Here is a 16,236-nt window from a genome sequence, read left to right as displayed (position 1 = left end):
TGGCCGCATGGCCGACGAGTCCCCTCTGATCCGCAGTCTGCGCACCGCCGTTGCCGCCGCCCCCGGTGACGTACCCCTGCGCCTCCACTTCGCCGAGCTCCTTCTTGCCGAGGGACGCAACGAGGAGGCCGTCGCGGAGGCGGCCGTCGCCCTCCAGCACGCGCCCGGGGACGCCGACGCCCGCGCGCTGATGGTCCGGGCGATGGGCCTGCCCCCGGCCGCCACACCGGGCTCCACGCCGGAGGCACCCGCGCCCCCTGCTCCCGCGGCGCCCGCGTCCCTCGCTCCCGAGGCACCCGCGCCCCCCGCTCCCGAGGCACCCGCGGCGCCCGCGCCCACGACCGGGGACGCCCCCGCCTTCGACTGGGCCGCCGCCGAGCAGCAGGTCCAGGACCTCGTCGGCCCCCGCTTCCTTGAGGAGCCGCAGGCCGCCGGTGGTGACGGCCCCGCCGGGGACGCCGCCGCCTGGGACGTCGACGCGCCCGGCTCCGTACGCCTCGCCGACGTCGGCGGCATGGACGAGGTCAAGGACCGCCTGGAGGCGGCCTTCCTCGCCCCCATGCGCAACCCCGAACTGCGCAAGCTGTACGGCAAGTCGCTGCGCGGCGGGCTGCTCCTGTACGGGCCGCCCGGCTGCGGCAAGACCTTCATCGCCCGGGCCGTCGCGGGCGAGCTCGGCGCGAGCTTCCTCACCGTCTCCCTCTCCGACGTCCTCGACATGTGGATCGGGGCCTCCGAGAAGAACATCCACGACATCTTCGAGACCGCCCGCCGACAGGCGCCCTGCGTCGTCTTCCTCGACGAGCTCGACGCCCTCGGCGCCAAGCGTTCCCGCACGCACCACAGCGGACTGCGCAACGTCGTCAACCAGCTCCTCACCGAGCTCGACGGCATCGCGAGCGGCGCCGGCAACGAAGGCGTCTTCGTGCTCGCCGCCACCAACGTGCCCTGGGACGTGGACATCGCGCTGCGCCGCCCCGGCCGACTCGACCGCACCCTGCTCGTGCTGCCGCCGGACGCGGCCGCCCGGGAGTCGATCCTCCGCTACCACCTGCGCGAGCGCCCCATCGAGGCCGTCGACCTCGGCAAGCTCGTCAAGGTCACCGAGGACTTCTCCGGCGCCGACCTCGCCCACCTCTGCGAGACGGCCGCCGAGGCCGCGCTCCTCGACTCCGCCCGCAGCGGCTCCGTACGCCTGATCACCACCAAGGACCTCCTCGGCGCGGCCAAGCAGATCAGGCCGTCCACGGAGCCGTGGTTCGCCGCCGCCCGGAACGTCGCCATGTTCGCCAACGAGGGCGGGCTCTACGACGACCTCCTCGCCTACCTGAAGCGGAAGCGCAAGCTGTGACCACTCCGACCGCGCTCCTGCGCGCCGAGGCGCTGTACGACACCGGACGGTACGAGCAGGCCGGCGCCCTCGTCGCCCAGCACCTGGCGACCGATCCCGAGGACGCCGAGGCCCTCGTCCTGCTCGCCCGCTGCCACCACCGGGCCGGCGCGGGACCGGCCGCCCTGGCCGCCGTGGAGCAGGCGCTGCGCGCCGAACCCGAGCTGCTCATGGGCTGGCTGATGCGCGTACAGATCCTGCTGGGACTACGGCGGTTCCCGGAGGCCGAGGCGAGCGCCCGGCACGCCGTCGAGCTCGCCCCGCAGTACTGGGGCAGCCACTACGCGCTCGGCACCGCCCTCGCCGAGTTCGGCGAGCACGCCCGCACCCCGGGCCGGACGGTCGAGGCGTACGAGGCGGCGCGGGCCGCCGTCACCCTCGGCCCCGAGGAGGACGCGGCCCACTTCCTGGTGGGCCTGACCGCCCAGCGGCGGGGCGACCACGCCACCGCGCAGCGGGCGTACGAGGCGGCCCTGCGGCTCAACCCGCAGAGCAGCGAGGCCCACAACAACCTCTCGCTGCTGCGGCTGCGGCGCCGCTGGTTCCGGCGCGGGGCCTGGACGCAGGCCGCCGAGGGCTTCGTCGCCTCCGCCGCGCTCGACCTCGACGACCGCAAGGCCCGCTACAACCTGGAGGCCATGGCCTGGAACACCGCCGCGGGGGCCCGCTGGGTCGCCCTCGTCGGCTTCGTCGCCTCCTTCCTCGCCACCGCCCCGGTCCGCTCCGGCGCCACCGGCGCGGAGGCGGTCGTTCCCTTCGTGATCGGCGCGGCCGTCCTCCTCGGCGCCTGGGGCGGCTGGGTGCTGTGGATGGGCCGCCGGGTCCCGCCCCGGCTGCGCCGCCCGATGCTGCTCGTGGCGCGGGCCTGCCGGCCGGTGATCGCGATGGCGACCGCGGTGGGGCTGCTCGGTCTGTACTCGGTGGTGACGATGGCCCTGTGGTCGTTCGAGTCGGGCGCGGTCGGCGGGCTCGGGACGCCGCTGTTCTGGGCGGTGATCATCACGTACTGGGTGAGCCGTTCGGCCCTGAACCGCCGCGCGCCGAAGGACTGACCGGGGGCGCGGTCATGTCGGTGCCGGCGGATAGCATTCCCGTTGGACCGATCCACATCAGAGGCGAGGAGGCCCGGGCCATGGCCGGAGAGCCGCAGAGCGACTGCCTGTTCTGCAAGATCGCGGAAGGGGAGGTGCCGGCGACGATCGTGCGCGAGACCGAGACGACCCTCGCGTTCCGCGACATCAACCCGCAGGCACCCACCCACGTCCTCGTCATCCCGCGACTCCACTACCCGGACGCCGCCTCCCTGGCGGCTGCCGCGCCGACGGTCGCCGCCGACATACTGCGCGAGGCCGGAGAGATCGCCGCGCAGGAGAAGATCGACGGCCACGGCTTCCGGATCGTCTTCAACACCGGCGCCGGCGCGGGCCAGACCGTCTTCCACGCCCACGCGCACGTGCTGGGCGGCCGCGGCCTCAACTGGCCCCCCGGCTAAGCAGTGTCCGTACGCGAACTGGTCGTCCTCGGGACCGCCAGCCAGGTCCCGACCCGGCACCGCAACCACAACGGCTACCTGCTGCGCTGGGACGGCCAGGGCATCCTCTTCGACCCCGGCGAGGGCACCCAGCGCCAGATGCTGCGCGCCGGGGTCGCGGCGCACGACCTCGACCGGATCTGTGTGACGCACTTCCACGGCGACCACTCGCTCGGCCTGGCCGGGGTGATCCAGCGGATCAACCTCGACCAGGTCCCGCACCCGGTCACCGCCCACTACCCGGCGAGCGGGCAGCACTTCTTCGAGCGGCTGCGGTACGCCACGGCCTACCGCGAGACCGTGAAGCTGACCGAGTCGCCCGTCGCCGCCGACGGGCCGCTCGCCGTCACCGAGGCGTACACCCTCGACGCGTACCGGCTCTCGCACCCCGTCGAGTCGTACGGCTACCGGATCACCGAGCCCGACGGGCGCCGGATCCTGCCCGAGCGGCTCGCCGCGCACGGCATCAAGGGCCCCGACGTGGGCCGGATCCAGCGGGACGGCGTGCTGGACGGCGTGACCCTCGACGAGGTCAGCGAGGTCCGGCGCGGGCAGCGCTTCGCCTTCGTCATGGACACCCGCCTCTGCGACGGGGTGCACGCCCTCGCCGAGGGCGCCGACATGCTCGTCATCGAGTCGACCTTCCTCGACGAGGACGTCCGCCTCGCCACCGACCACGGCCATCTGACGGCCGGCCAGGCCGCCGCGGTGGCGCGGGACGCGGGGGTGCGGCACCTCGTCCTGACCCACTTCTCGCAGCGCTACGGCGACCCGGCCGAGTTCGAGCGGCAGGCGCGGGCGGCCGGGTTCGACGGCGAACTGAGCATTGCCCAGGACCTCATGAGGGTCCCCGTACCGAAGAGATAGAGCACCACCCATGCCCGTACCCAAGGCCGAACTCCACCTCCACATCGAAGGCACCCTCGAACCCGAGCCGGCCTTCGCGCTCGCCGCGCGGAACGGCGTGACCCTGCCGTACGCGGACACCGCCGCCCTGCGCGAGGCGTACCGCTTCAGCGACCTCCAGTCCTTCCTGGACCTCTACTACGGCCTGATGGCGGTCCTGCGCACCGCCGAGGACTTCACGGAGCTCGCCGACGCCTATCTGGAGCGGGCCGCGGCCCAGGGCGTCCGGCACGCCGAGATCTTCTTCGACCCGCAGGCGCACACCGCGCGCGGAGTCCCGATCGGCACGGTGATCGAGGGCCTCGGCGCCTCCCTGGACCGGTCCGAGGAGCGGTACGGGATCTCGACCCGGCTCATCATGTGCTTCCTGCGCGACGAGTCCGCCGAGTCGGCCCTGGCCACCCTGGAGGCCGCGAAGCCGTACCTGGACCGGATCACCGGCGTCGGCCTGGACTCGGCGGAGGTCGGCCACCCGCCCGCGAAGTTCCGCGAGGTGTACGAGGAGGCCGCCCGGCTCGGGCTGCGCCGGGTCGCCCACGCGGGCGAGGAGGGCCCGGCCGACTACGTCCGGGAGGCCCTCGACGTCCTCGGCGTGGAGCGCGTCGACCACGGTCTGCGGTGCATGGAGGACCCGGAGCTCGTCGACCGGCTGGCCCGCGAGCGGGTGCCGCTCACGCTCTGCCCCCTGTCGAACGTCCGGCTCCGCGTCATCGACACCCTCGCCGACCATCCGCTGCCCGCGATGATGGCGGCGGGGCTGCTCGTGACGGTGAACTCCGACGACCCGGCGTACTTCGGGGGCTACGTGGGCGACAACTTCTCCGGGGTACGGGAGGCGCTGGGCCTCACGGAGGACCAGCTCCGGGAGCTCGCCCGGAACTCCTTCCGCGCCTCCTTCCTGGAGGACGACGAGCCCCGCAGGGCGCGGTACCTCGCCGAGGTGGAGGCGTACGCGTTCGACGGGGAGTAGTCGGGGCGGGTGCGGGGCCGCCTGCGGCGGGCTTCTTCCCCACCCCGCCCCTTTCCGTCACCGGGGCTCCGCCCTGGACCCCGCGCCTCAAACGCCGGCGGGGCTGACGTGTCCGCCCGGCGGTCAGCCCCGGTCGCTCGGCCTCGCCAGCCGGAACGCCGACTTCACGAGGCGGCGGCGGCCCGCCGGGACCGGGATGGGGGCGACCGTCTGTTCCGGGGCGCCCATCTGGGGGACCAGGGCCGTGCTCGCCGAGGCCGTGCCCGCGAGGATCGCGGCCGGGGCGCCGCCGCGGCGGCGGACGGAGCCGGGGACCAGGGGGCGGCCGGCGGCGTGGCGGGCCACCGCCGTCATCGGGACGGCGACGAGCAGGAGCAGGGCGCAGAGGACCACACCCATGCCCGTGTACCCGGCGTGCTCCGAGAGGAGGCTGCCGGTGACCGGGCCGCAGGCCACGCCCAGGGAGGACGCCGAGCCGACCAGGACGGCCCAGCGGCCGCGCGGGTCGAGGGAGGCGGCCAGGCCCAGGAGGTACGAGAGGACGACCGGGTAGACGGCGTTCCACAGGATCTCGCCGGTCGCGAAGGAGGCCAGGCTCCCGGCTGCCGAGCTCAGCAGCACGCAGGCCGCGATGAGGACGGTGCCCACGCCGATCGGCACGGCGCGGCCCAGGCGCGAGCCGAGCGCCCCCGCCGCCGTGACCCCGGCGAGCCCCGCGCCGAGCGCCGCCGCGAAGACCGCGCCGACGGTGACCTCGGAGAGCCCGGCCTGGGTGAGTCCGATGCGGCCGCTCACGCCCCAGAGCGCGTTCTGGGCGAGGGACCAGCACAGGATGCCCCCGGCGAGCACCGCCCCGGCCCGCCGGTAGGGCAGCGGGCCCGTGCGGGAGGCCCCCGGCTCGGTATGTCCGCCACGCGCGCGCGTGGCGGACGGCAGCCGGCCCGTCAGGGGCCACACGAGGGCCGCCGCGCAGGCGATCGCGAGCAGCGCGGGCGCGTGGCCGCCGCCCAGGTGCGGCAGGGACAGGTAGAGGGCCCCGGCCGTGGCCGAGACGGTGAGCAGGCCCAGCGTCGAGGCGCGGTGCGGGTCGCGCTGTCCGGCGATGCCGGCCGCGGCCACCGCCGTCGCCGTACCGGAACCGAGGCCGCCGAGGACCGCGCCCGCGACCACCAGGGGCACGGTGTGCGTCGCGGCGGCGGAGCCGTATCCGATCGCCATCGCGAGGAGGCCGGCGCGGGCCGCCGCGCGGGGGCCGATCCGCTCCCCGCGCGCGGCGAGCGTGAAACCGGCGGTGGAGGAGCCGAGCAGCAGCACGGAGCCGACCAGGCCCGCCTGGGCGGGGCTGAGGCCGAGCCCCGAGGCGAGGCGGCCGACGACGGTCGGCAGCAGGTACGGGGCGAGGTAACCGGCGGTGAAGAGGGCGACGAGGGCGACGAGGGCCCCCGAGCCGCGAGGCCGCGACGACATGGGCGTTCCCGGGAACGAAAAGGGGAGGGGTGGAGCGCCCGTTGGTGCAGGAGGCACGGGGTCGCGGAACCATGTGTATCAAGCAGGCGACTTGCCCGAGAAGGTGGTAGCCCCGGGTAAAATGTGTGATCCGGGTCACTCTTGGTTTGATGGGTGGGTTTACGGGTAGGGGGACGGCCTTCCTCGTGCGTCCCACCCGTCACCCACCCCCCATCGGGCACACTGACCTGATCGGACCACGACCCGGGAGCCTGCCGTGAGCACAGCAAGGGGAGACCAGCCGCAACACCACGCCGGGGTCGACCCGTTGGTGTGTCTGCGCGAGCCCACCGACCCCGCCTGCGACGTCTTCCTGACCGGCACGGTCTTCCTCGACATCATCTTCACGGGCCTCGACAGCGCCCCCGTGCGCGGCACCGAGTCCTGGGCCCGCGGCATGGGCTCCAGCCCCGGCGGCGTCGCCAACATGGCCACCGCCCTCGCCCGCCTCGGCCTGCGCACCTCGCTCGCCGCCGCCTTCGGCGACGACCACTACGGCGAGTACTGCTGGGACGCCCTGGAGCAGGGCGAGGGCATCGACCTCTCGCTCTCCCGCACCGTCCCCGGCTGGCACTCCCCGGTCACGGTCTCCATGGCCTACGAGGGCGAGCGCACGATGGTCTCCCACGGCCACGAGGCCCCACCGCTCGACGGCGCCCTGCCCGCCTACCCGCCGCACGCCCGCGCCGCCGTCGCCTCCCTCGTCCCCGGCCGCAGCGAGGAGTGGGTCGCCCAGGCCGCCCGCGGCGGCGCCAAGGTCTTCGCCGACGTCGGCTGGGACGACACCGGCCGCTGGGACCTGGCCGGCCTCGCCGACCTGGAGCACTGCGAGGCCTTCCTGCCCAACGCCGCCGAGGCCATGCGGTACACGCGCACCGACTGCCCCCGGGCCGCCGCCCGCGCCCTCGCCGACAAGGTCCGCTACGCGGTGGTCACCCTCGGTGCCGAGGGCGCCTACGCCGTCGACGGCGCCACCGGCGAGACCGCCGAGGTCCCCGCCATCCAGGTCTCCGCCCTCGACCCCACCGGCGCCGGGGACGTCTTCGTCGCGGGCTTCGTCACCGGCACCCTCGCCGACTGGCCCCTCGCCGACCGGCTCGCCTTCGCCGGTCTCACCGCGGCCCTCTCCGTCCAGGAGTTCGGCGGCTCGCTCTCCGCCCCCACCTGGGGCGAGATCGCCGCCTGGTGGCAGCACGTCCAGGGCCACGCCAAGCAGGACCCCGAGGCGCTGCGCGGCCGCTACGCCTTCCTGGAGCGGCTCCTGCCGGCCCCCGCCCGCCCCTGGCCGCTGCGCCGGGCGGTGCCCACGATCGGCTTCCGGGCGGCAGCCTCGTAAACCACTACGGGCTTGTCGGCGCCGAGTCGTAGGCTTGGAAGCCGAGAGGTTGTCGAGCAGCGAGAACCCTGCAACGGGAGGTATGTGCAGGCCTTAGTGCCGGCCCATGACTCAGACACCCACAGCCCACAACGGAGCGCCCCGCGACGACGGGGCGCCCGACCAGGCCCGCGCCCACTTCACCGTCCCCGCCAAGCATCCGATGGTGAGTCTGCTCGGCTCCGGTGACGCGCTTCTCCGCGTGATCGAGAGGTCGTTCCCGCAGGCCGACATCCATGTCCGGGGCAACCAGGTCAGCGCGGTCGGAGACGCGGCGGAAGTCGCCCTGATACAGCGCCTGTTCGACGAGATGATGCTGGTGCTCCGCACCGGTCAGCCGATGACGGAGGACGCAGTGGAACGCTCGATCGCCATGCTCAGGGCGAGCGAGAACGGATCGGCGGAGGGCGAAGAGACTCCCGCCGAGGTGCTCACGCAGAACATCCTCTCCAGCCGGGGACGCACGATCCGGCCCAAGACGCTCAACCAGAAGCGGTACGTCGACGCGATCGACAAGCACACGATCGTCTTCGGCATCGGTCCCGCCGGTACCGGCAAGACCTATCTCGCCATGGCCAAGGCGGTCCAGGCCCTGCAGTCCAAGCAGGTCACCCGGATCATCCTGACCAGGCCCGCCGTCGAGGCGGGTGAGCGGCTCGGCTTCCTGCCCGGCACGCTCTACGAGAAGATCGACCCGTACCTGCGTCCGCTCTACGACGCACTGCACGACATGCTCGACCCGGACTCGATCCCCAAGCTCATGGCGAGCGGGACGATCGAGGTCGCGCCGCTGGCCTACATGAGGGGCAGGACGTTGAATGACGCGTTCATCATCCTCGACGAGGCACAGAACACGAACCCCGAGCAGATGAAGATGTTCCTCACCCGCCTCGGCTTCGACTCGAAGATCGTCATCACCGGTGACGTCACCCAGGTCGACCTGCCGAACGGGACGAAGAGCGGTCTGCGCCAGGTCCGCGACATCCTGGACGGCGTCCAGGACGTCCACTTCTCGACGCTCACGTCGCAGGATGTCGTCCGGCACAAGCTCGTCGGCCGTATCGTCGACGCGTACGAGCAGTACGACCTCCGCACCGACAGCCGCGACGACAGCCGCGGCGAGCACCGGCGCGGCCGCAACGGGAAGTAGAACGCAGAACACATGTCGATCGACGTCAACAACGAGTCCGGTACCGAGGTCGACGAGCAGGCGATCCTCGACATCGCCCGCTACGCGCTCGCGCGCATGCGCATCCACCCGCTCTCCGAGCTCTCCGTGATCGTCATCGACGCGGAGGCGATGGAGCAGCTCCACATCCAGTGGATGGACCTGCCCGGGCCGACGGACGTCATGTCCTTCCCGATGGACGAGCTGCGTCCGCCGACGAAGGACGACGAGGAGCCCCCGCAGGGGCTCCTCGGCGACATCGTGCTCTGCCCCGAGGTCGCCACCCAGCAGGGCAAGGACGCGCCGACGGAGCACTCCATGGACGAGGAGCTCCAGCTCCTCACCGTCCACGGTGTGCTCCACCTCCTCGGCTACGACCACGAGGAGCCCGAGGAGAAGGCCGAGATGTTCGGCCTCCAGGCGGCGATCGTCGACGGCTGGCGCGCGGAGAAGGGCCTCACCGGCCCGTCCCCGGCGCCCACCGTCTCCTGACCCGATGGACGTCTCGCTGATCCTCGGCGCGGTCGCCCTGGTCGTCGTCGCCTGGCTCGCCGCCTGCGCCGAGGCCGGTCTCGCCCGCGTCTCCAGCTTCCGCGCCGCCGAGGCCGTACGGTCCGGGCGGCGCGGGGCGGAGAAGCTCGCCCAGGTCGCCTCCGACCCGACCCGCTACCTCAACGTGGCGCTGCTCGTCCGCGTCGCCTGCGAGATGGCGGCCGGCGTCCTCGTCACGTACGCCTGCCTGGAGGCCTTCCCGGAGACCTGGGAGGCGCTGCTCGTCGCCATCGCCGTCATGGTCCTCGTCTCGTACGTGGCCGTCGGCGTCTCGCCGCGCACCATCGGCCGCCAGCACCCGCTGAACACGGCGACCGCCGCCGCGTACGTCCTGCTGCCGCTGGCCCGGATCATGGGCCCGATCCCGCAGCTGCTGATCCTCATCGGCAACGCGCTCACCCCCGGCAAGGGCTTCCGCAAGGGCCCCTTCGCCTCCGAGGCCGAGCTGCGGGCCATGGTCGACCTCGCCGAGCAGGAGTCGCTGATCGAGGACGAGGAGCGCCGGATGGTGCACTCCGTCTTCGAGCTCGGGGACACGCTCGTACGGGAGGTCATGGTGCCCCGCACCGACCTCGTCTGCATCGAGCGGTACAAGACGATCCGTCAGGCCCTCACGCTGGCGCTGCGCTCCGGTTTCTCCCGGATCCCGGTCACCGGCGAGAACGAGGACGACATCGTCGGCATCGTGTACCTGAAGGACCTGGTCCGCAAGACGCACATCAACCGCGACTCCGAGGCGGACCTGGTGTCGACCGCGATGCGGTCCGCCGCCTTCGTGCCGGACACCAAGAACGCCGGTGACCTGCTGCGCGAGATGCAGCAGGAGCGCAACCACGTCGCCGTCGTCATCGACGAGTACGGCGGCACGGCCGGCATCGTCACCATCGAGGACATCCTGGAGGAGATCGTCGGCGAGATCACCGACGAGTACGACCGGGAGCTGCCGCCCGTCGAGGAGCTGGGCGAGGACCGCCACCGCGTCACCGCCCGCCTCGACATCGGAGACCTGGGCGAGCTGTACGGCCTGGGCCCCGACGAGTACGACGACGAGGACGTGGAGACCGTCGGCGGCCTGCTCGCCAAGGCGCTCGGCCGCGTGCCGATCGCGGGCGCGAAGGCGGTGGTGGAGCTGCCGGACGGCCGCTCGCTGCGGCTCACGGCCGAGTCCCCGGCCGGCCGGCGGAACAAGATCGTCACCGTCCTCGTGGAACCGCTGGAGCCGGAGGAGAAGGCCGTATGACCCCCGACGAGCTCCGCGCCTTCTGCCTGGACTTCAACGACGCGACGGAGGAGTTCCCGTTCGGCCCGGAGACCTCCGTCTTCAAGGTCGCCGGGAAGCTGTTCGCGCTGGCGGCGCTGGACTCCGAGCCGCTGCGGGTCAACCTCAAGTGCGATCCGGACGAGGCGGTGCGGCTCCGCGAGGAGCACCCGGCCGTCGCCCCCGGCTACCACATGAACAAGCGGCACTGGAACACGGTGACCGTCGGAGAGCTCCCGGACCGGATGGTCCGGGAGCTCGTCGAGGACTCGTACGACCTCGTCGTCGCCGGTCTTCCCAAGGCGGTACGGCTCCGCCTCGACCGGCCGTAGGGCCTGTCCGGGATCAGGAGCGTCGCCGCAGGCCGAGGGCGACGAGCACCGCCGTACCGAGCACGATCGCCGCGTCCAGGGCGAGGACCGTGCGGACACCCCCGTACAGGTCCGAGCCCGTGGTCGCGAGCACTCCGAGCAGCGGGATCCCGACCGTGAGGCCGACCTGCTGGGTGGTCGTCACCAGACCGGTCGCCAGGCCCTGCTCCTCGTCCGGGACACCGGAGGTGACGATCAGTCCGTACGAGATGATCGCGCCGAGGTGGAACACGCAGGCCAGCGAGGCCGCGACCGTCGCCAGGAGCACGCCCGAGTCCCGCCCCACGCCGAGGATCGCGGCCGTCAGCAGGCCCTGCCCGGCGAGGGAGCCGACCAGGACGCCGCGGGCGCCGAGCCGGCCGATCAGCTTCGGCGCGAGCATGCCGGCCAGGATCGCGAACAGGCCCTGCACGCCGAAGACGAGACCGGTGGCGAAGGACGAGAGCCCCAGCGTCTCCTGGAGGTACAGGGTCAGCACGAAGACGACCGTCGACATCATCGAGAAGGTGATCAGGCCGCCGAGGTTGCCGAAGGCGATCGTGCGGCGCCGCAGCATCGGCAGTGAGACCAGCGGGGCCGCGTGCCGGGACTCGACCCGGACGAAGACCGCGAGCAGCAGCAGGCCGGCCACCAGGGTGATCCGGACGTCCGTACCGCCGAAACCGTGCTCGGCGGCCGTCGACAGGGCGTAGATCAGGGAGAGCAGACCGCCGGTGACGGTCACCGCGCCCGGCACGTCGAGCCGGGGCCGCTCGGGGGTGCGGGACTCGGGCAGCAGACCCGGCGCCAGCGGCAGCACGACCAGCGTGAAGACGGCGAGCAGGCCCATCGTGGAGCGCCAGCCGAGGGTGTCGGTCATGACTCCGCCGAGCACCATGCCGATGGTGAAGCCCAGCGAGAGCAGGGTGCCGGAGATGCCGAGCGCCCGGTCGCGCAGCGGGCCCTCGGGGAAGGTCGTCGTCAGGAGCGACATGCCGGTGGGCACGATCGCGGCGGCGCCGATGCCCTGGAGGGCGCGCCCGGTGAGGAACATGGCCGGGTTCCAGGCGAAGGTGGCGAGCAGCGAGGCGGCGCCGAAGAGCGCGAGCCCGGCGAGGAAGAGCCTCTTGCGTCCGTAGAGGTCGCCGATCCGCCCGAAGAGCAGCAGGAAGCCGCCGGAGGGCAGCGCGAAGGCGGTGACGGCCCACTGGAGGGCCGACTGGCTGAGGCCGAGGTCGGCGCCGAGGGCCGGCAGGGCCACGTTCAGGACGGAGAAGTCGAGCGCCACCATGAACTGGGCGGCGCACAGCACGAAGAGGATGAGCCGGTTGCGGCCGGTGAGGGCGGACGGGGGAGCGGCGGGAGGGGAGGGAGGAGCCGGGGAGGTCGTCGTCGTTGCCATGCCGACGACTCTCGCGCCACGGGAACAAGGCTGGGGAGCGGGTACTTATCCTGTTGGTCGTACCACCAGGCACCACATGCATCCAGGGGGAGGACGCGGACGTGGCCACCGCTCTCGAGAGCACCACCATGAAGCAGCACCGCCTCGGCGAACTGCGCGAGTTCCTGATGAGCCGCCGGGCCCGGGTGAGTCCGGCGGAGGCCGGGCTCCCGGACGGCGGGGCGCGCCGCCGGACCCCGGGGCTGCGCCGCGAGGAGGTCGCGGTCCTCGCGGGAGTCGGGGTGTCCTGGTACCAGTGGCTCGAGCAGGGCCGGGACATCACGGTCTCGCCGCAGGTCCTCGACTCGGTGGCGCGGGTGCTGCGGCTCAGCCCCGCGGAGCGGCGCCATCTGTACGTCCTCGCGGCGCTCAACCCGCCGGCCCTGGAAGCGGCCCCGGAGGACCGGGACATGTGCCAGGGGCTGCGGCGGCTGATCGACACGTGGATGCCGTTCCCCGCGCACATCATGGACGTGTACTGGAACACGGTCATGTACAACGACGCGGCGGCGATCGTGCTCGGGATGCGGCCGGAGATCTCCCAGAACTGCATGGTCGCCTTCTTCACGGACCCGCTGTACCGCTCGCGGACGGTCCACTGGGAGGAGCTCGCGCCGAGGGTCGTGGCGCAGTTCCGCTCGGCGTGCTCGGAGTGCCCCGACGACGAGGGCTTCCGGGCGGTGATCGAGGAGCTCAAGGAGCGGAGCCCGGAGTTCTCCGAGCTGTGGGAGCGGCGGGACATCCTGCCGGGCGGCCAGAACCGCAAGGAGCTGGAGCACCCGCTGGTCGGCACGCTGATCGTGGAGGCCACCCAGCTCAGGGTCCCGGCCCGCCCGGACCTGGTCATCGTGATGCACACCCCGCTCCCGGAGGCCGACACGGCCGAGAAGCTGGAGTGGCTGGTCTCCCCGGAGGGCCGCCGAGGGGCGATGTACCCGGTCGCGGGCTGAGTCCGGGCGGGCCGTGGGACGAGCCCCGTCCGGTCGCGGGACGATCCCCGTCCGGTCGTGGGATGAGACCCGCCCGGCCGTGGGATGAGACGGGGTCCGGGTGCGCCCGGGCCCCGACCTATGCTCGGGCCATGACACTCAGCAGCGAGCACGGCGACCTCGGCGCCGAGGACCTCAAGATCATCACCTTGGCGCGCAGCGCCCGGGCGCGCAACGGCGTGCCCGAGGGGGCGGCGGTACGGGACGAGACCGGGCGGACGTACGTGGCGGGGACCGTGGAGCTGGAGTCGCTCAAGCTGAGCGCGCTGCAGACCGCGGTCGCGATGGCGGTGGCCAGCGGCGCCCAGTCCCTGGAGGCGGCGGCCGTCGTGTCGACCGCCGGGGCCGCGTCGGCGGCGGACCGCGCGGCCGTGCGGGACCTCGGCGGCCCGGAGACGCCGGTGCTGCTCGCCGGCCCGGACGGGCAGCTGCGCGAGGCGGTCACCGCGGGCTGACGCGGGACGGTCGCCGCGCGGGCCGAGGCGGGCTGACGTGGGACGGCCGACGCGGGCTGACGCGGGACGGTCGCCGCGGGCCGACGCGGGATCGTCGCCGCGGGGCGAGCCGAGCGGCGACAACAGGACATCGAGGGCCCGGCGGGACGCCGGGCCCTTGCGCGTTTGTGAAGGATCACCGCAACTTCTCTTGCCTTCCCCGGCGGTCTGCGTCTCAATGAGCATCGGTTCGCCCGACGGACCGTCAGATATTCGTCATTCACGCAGTGTCCGCACCCCTGCGTTCGTCATCGGAAGGGGTTCGAACTCGCCATGAGAAGCAGAAGCACCTTAGGGACGGTCGCGGTACTCACCGGAGCGCTCGCCGCCGCCGGACTCGCCTTCGCCCCGACGGCCGGCGCCGTCGCGCCGGGGTCCGCCACGGCGACGTACGACTGCGGCAGCTGGGGCGGCGGCACCGCCACCCTGGCCGCGACCCAGAGCGGCACCGCCGCGACGATCACCCTCACCTCTGCCATCACGACGCCGATCGCGGTCGGCGCCGACCAGATCAACGCGACGCTGACGCTGGCCAAGGCGGGCGGCGGGACCCGGGTGTTCGCCGGCAAGAAGAACCCGGCGCTCGGTGCCGGCCAGTCCGTGGTGATCGGCCCCCTCAGCGGGACCGTGGCCTCGGGCGACAGCCTCAACTCGTACTTCGCGGGTGTCGCCCTCAAGATGGTGATCTTCGGGATCACGGTGAACTGCGACGCGCTGACGTCCCAGTCGCCCGGCCCGTTCGTCTTCAGCTGAGCCCTGCTCCACCCCTGACCGGTGTCGCCGATGGCGGCACCGGTCTCCGGCGTGTTCGGGGCCCGTCCTCGCGGTTCTGACCTGCGGAAACCCGGAGAACTCGCTGATCTTGACAGAATCTGATGGGTCATCAGTCGATGGTTTTCGATTCCATTGACTTCTCTCGGCCCGCAGCCGTCAATGGCGCCCTCTCATCCCTCAGGAGGGGGCCCACACATGGCACTCACCCGATCCCGGGCGGCGGCCCGAAGACGGCGTTGGACCGCCGTCCTCGGCGCCACCGCCCTCGCGGTCGCCGCAGGCGGCGCCATCGCCGCTCCGGCCCACGCGATCGCCGTCTCCACCCCGGTGGAATTCCAGACCCGCTGCGTCCCACCGCCGATCGCCGGCATCCCGCCCATCACGGGCACCACCACCGCCGACATCACGGTCGACAAGCCCACCCCCAAGGTGGGCGAGACCGTGACCGTCACCTACACGATCACCAAGCCCGCCGCGTCCAACCCCGTCGACCTCGCGCTCCCGGCCGACATCATGACCCCGAGCGGCAAGGTCGTCATCGGCGGTGCCCAGACCGGCCAGATCACGGTCAACGGTCCCAAGAAGAACCCGCCCGTCCCGGGCAAGGGCTCCTTCCCGGCCTTCTCCATGACCGGCACCTTCACGGTCACCGAAGCCGGATCGATCACCCTCTCGCCCGGCGACTACAACATCCACACCAGCTACCTCATGGAGCTGGACACCCCCTGTACGGTGCTCAACCCGCCCGCCCCGATCTCCGAGACGGTCGTCGCGAGCCCCCAGACCAACCCCAACACCAGGGCGCTCCAGCTCGACAGCGCCTCCGGTGACCCCGGCGTCCGGGTGACCGTCACCGGCGCCAAGTTCACCCCGCTCACCGAGGTCACCGTCGTCGGCCGCGCCGGAGCGGCGGAGACCGCCGACCGGATGACCGTCACCACCGACAGCGAGGGCGGCTTCGCCGCGCGCCTCAAGGTCAACGACGTGGCGACCACCGGGATCGTGGCGTACGAGGGCGCGGCCTGGGACCCCGACAAGGGTGCCGGACCCGCCGCGTACAAGGTCGTCGTCCCGGCCCCGCCGAACAGCCAGACGATCACCGCGGCCGTCACGGCGGGCGAGCTGTCCATGAGCCAGGCGGGGGACGCGGTCGAACTGTCCTCCGTCGACTTCGGCCAGGGCGGCGCGGCCACCGGCGCCCTGAAGACGGTGACGGTCAAGGACTTCCGCGGCGGCCCCGCGGGCTGGTCCCTGACCGGCAAGGTCACCGACTTCACCGGCCCCGGCGGCGCGATCGGCGCCGGGAACCTCAGCTGGACCCCGGCCTGCACCGCCAAGGCCGGCAGCCCCAGCACCTGCGCGGCCGGCTCCGCCGGTCCCGTCGGCAGCGGCGGCGCGACCCTCGCCTCCACCCCGAACGGCACCCTCACGGGCGGCGAGTTCACCGTCGACGCCCAGCTCTCCCTCGACGTCCCGGCGTTCACCGCGCCCGGCTCGTACGCGGGCGTGCTGACGCTGACCCTGTCCTGACC

The 16,236-nt window shown here is 72.9% G+C and carries 16 protein-coding genes; 14 read left to right on the top strand and 2 right to left on the bottom strand.

All coding sequences use genetic code 11. The features are described 5' to 3' along the window. The first annotated feature begins 7 nt into the window (after positions 1 to 7). The 5 genes from OG361_RS13475 (at position 8) to OG361_RS13455 (ending at position 4,797) form a co-directional block, all read left to right on the top strand. Entirely contained in the window at positions 8 to 1,351 is a 1,344-nt protein-coding gene (locus tag OG361_RS13475) for an ATP-binding protein (RefSeq protein ID WP_405853548.1), read from the top strand. Continuing rightward, a complete protein-coding gene (locus tag OG361_RS13470; RefSeq protein ID WP_384558730.1) occupies positions 1,348 to 2,442 on the top strand; it encodes a tetratricopeptide repeat protein in 1,095 nt (364 codons plus the stop codon). Before OG361_RS13475 ends, OG361_RS13470 begins: the two co-directional genes overlap by 4 nt. An 80-nt stretch (positions 2,443 to 2,522) precedes the next feature. Beyond that, the gene (locus OG361_RS13465) at positions 2,523 to 2,882 is read left to right on the top strand and encodes a histidine triad nucleotide-binding protein (RefSeq protein ID WP_405853547.1); all 360 of its coding nucleotides are present in this window, start codon (positions 2,523 to 2,525) and stop codon (positions 2,880 to 2,882) included. Positions 2,883 to 2,885: 3 nt separating this feature from the next. Then, positions 2,886 to 3,788 carry a ribonuclease Z gene (locus OG361_RS13460; protein ID WP_405853546.1) on the top strand — a complete coding sequence of 301 codons (903 nt, stop codon included), beginning with the start codon at positions 2,886 to 2,888 and terminating at the stop codon, positions 3,786 to 3,788. Positions 3,789 to 3,798: 10 nt separating this feature from the next. Further along, a complete protein-coding gene (locus tag OG361_RS13455) occupies positions 3,799 to 4,797 on the top strand; it encodes an adenosine deaminase (protein WP_405853545.1) in 999 nt (332 codons plus the stop codon). A gap of 123 nt (positions 4,798 to 4,920) precedes the next feature. Here OG361_RS13455 and OG361_RS13450 read toward each other — a convergent pair whose 3' ends face one another. Further along, a complete protein-coding gene (locus OG361_RS13450) occupies positions 4,921 to 6,264 on the bottom strand; it encodes an MFS transporter (RefSeq protein ID WP_405853544.1) in 1,344 nt (447 codons plus the stop codon). 256 nt (positions 6,265 to 6,520) lie between these two features. Here OG361_RS13450 and OG361_RS13445 point away from each other — a divergent pair, with 256 nt between their 5' ends. From OG361_RS13445 to OG361_RS13425, 5 genes are all read left to right on the top strand, one after another. Next, positions 6,521 to 7,639 (top strand): carbohydrate kinase family protein, encoded by a 1,119-nt coding sequence (locus tag OG361_RS13445; RefSeq protein WP_405853543.1) that lies wholly within the window; start codon positions 6,521 to 6,523, stop codon positions 7,637 to 7,639. A gap of 106 nt (positions 7,640 to 7,745) precedes the next feature. Beyond that, a complete protein-coding gene (locus tag OG361_RS13440) occupies positions 7,746 to 8,828 on the top strand; it encodes a PhoH family protein (RefSeq protein ID WP_405853542.1) in 1,083 nt (360 codons plus the stop codon). Between the two features lie 12 nt (positions 8,829 to 8,840). Beyond that, positions 8,841 to 9,338 carry an rRNA maturation RNase YbeY gene (gene ybeY / locus OG361_RS13435; protein ID WP_405853541.1) on the top strand — a complete coding sequence of 166 codons (498 nt, stop codon included), beginning with the start codon at positions 8,841 to 8,843 and terminating at the stop codon, positions 9,336 to 9,338. 4 nt (positions 9,339 to 9,342) lie between these two features. Beyond that, complete coding sequence (locus tag OG361_RS13430; protein WP_405853540.1) at positions 9,343 to 10,638, top strand: hemolysin family protein; 1,296 nt, start codon at positions 9,343 to 9,345, stop codon at positions 10,636 to 10,638. Continuing rightward, complete coding sequence (locus OG361_RS13425) at positions 10,635 to 10,988, top strand: MmcQ/YjbR family DNA-binding protein (protein ID WP_405853539.1); 354 nt, start codon at positions 10,635 to 10,637, stop codon at positions 10,986 to 10,988. Before OG361_RS13430 ends, OG361_RS13425 begins: the two co-directional genes overlap by 4 nt. 13 nt (positions 10,989 to 11,001) lie before the next feature. Here the strand turns inward: OG361_RS13425 and OG361_RS13420 are convergent, their stop codons facing one another. Further along, the gene (locus OG361_RS13420; protein ID WP_405853538.1) at positions 11,002 to 12,408 is read right to left on the bottom strand and encodes an MFS transporter; all 1,407 of its coding nucleotides are present in this window, start codon (positions 12,406 to 12,408) and stop codon (positions 11,002 to 11,004) included. Between the two features lie 128 nt (positions 12,409 to 12,536). On the opposite strand from OG361_RS13420, the gene OG361_RS13415 reads away from it, so the two are divergent. The 4 genes from OG361_RS13415 (at position 12,537) to OG361_RS13400 (ending at position 16,234) form a co-directional block, all read left to right on the top strand. Further along, a complete protein-coding gene (locus OG361_RS13415; RefSeq protein ID WP_405862229.1) occupies positions 12,537 to 13,397 on the top strand; it encodes a helix-turn-helix transcriptional regulator in 861 nt (286 codons plus the stop codon). Between the two features lie 131 nt (positions 13,398 to 13,528). Continuing rightward, positions 13,529 to 13,891, top strand: a complete 363-nt coding sequence (locus tag OG361_RS13410) for a cytidine deaminase (protein ID WP_405853537.1) — start codon at positions 13,529 to 13,531, stop codon at positions 13,889 to 13,891. Between the two features lie 312 nt (positions 13,892 to 14,203). Continuing rightward, a complete protein-coding gene (locus OG361_RS13405; protein ID WP_384558763.1) occupies positions 14,204 to 14,683 on the top strand; it encodes a hypothetical protein in 480 nt (159 codons plus the stop codon). Positions 14,684 to 14,899: 216 nt separating this feature from the next. Further along, positions 14,900 to 16,234, top strand: coding sequence for a beta-xylosidase (locus OG361_RS13400; protein WP_405853536.1), 1,335 nt, complete (start codon positions 14,900 to 14,902; stop codon positions 16,232 to 16,234). Positions 16,235 to 16,236: the final 2 nt, after the last annotated feature.

The sequence above is a fragment of the Streptomyces sp. NBC_00090 genome, from assembly GCF_045160815.1.
Taxonomy (GTDB): domain Bacteria; phylum Actinomycetota; class Actinomycetes; order Streptomycetales; family Streptomycetaceae; genus Streptomyces.
This window is presented reverse-complemented; position numbering and strand designations above follow the sequence as displayed.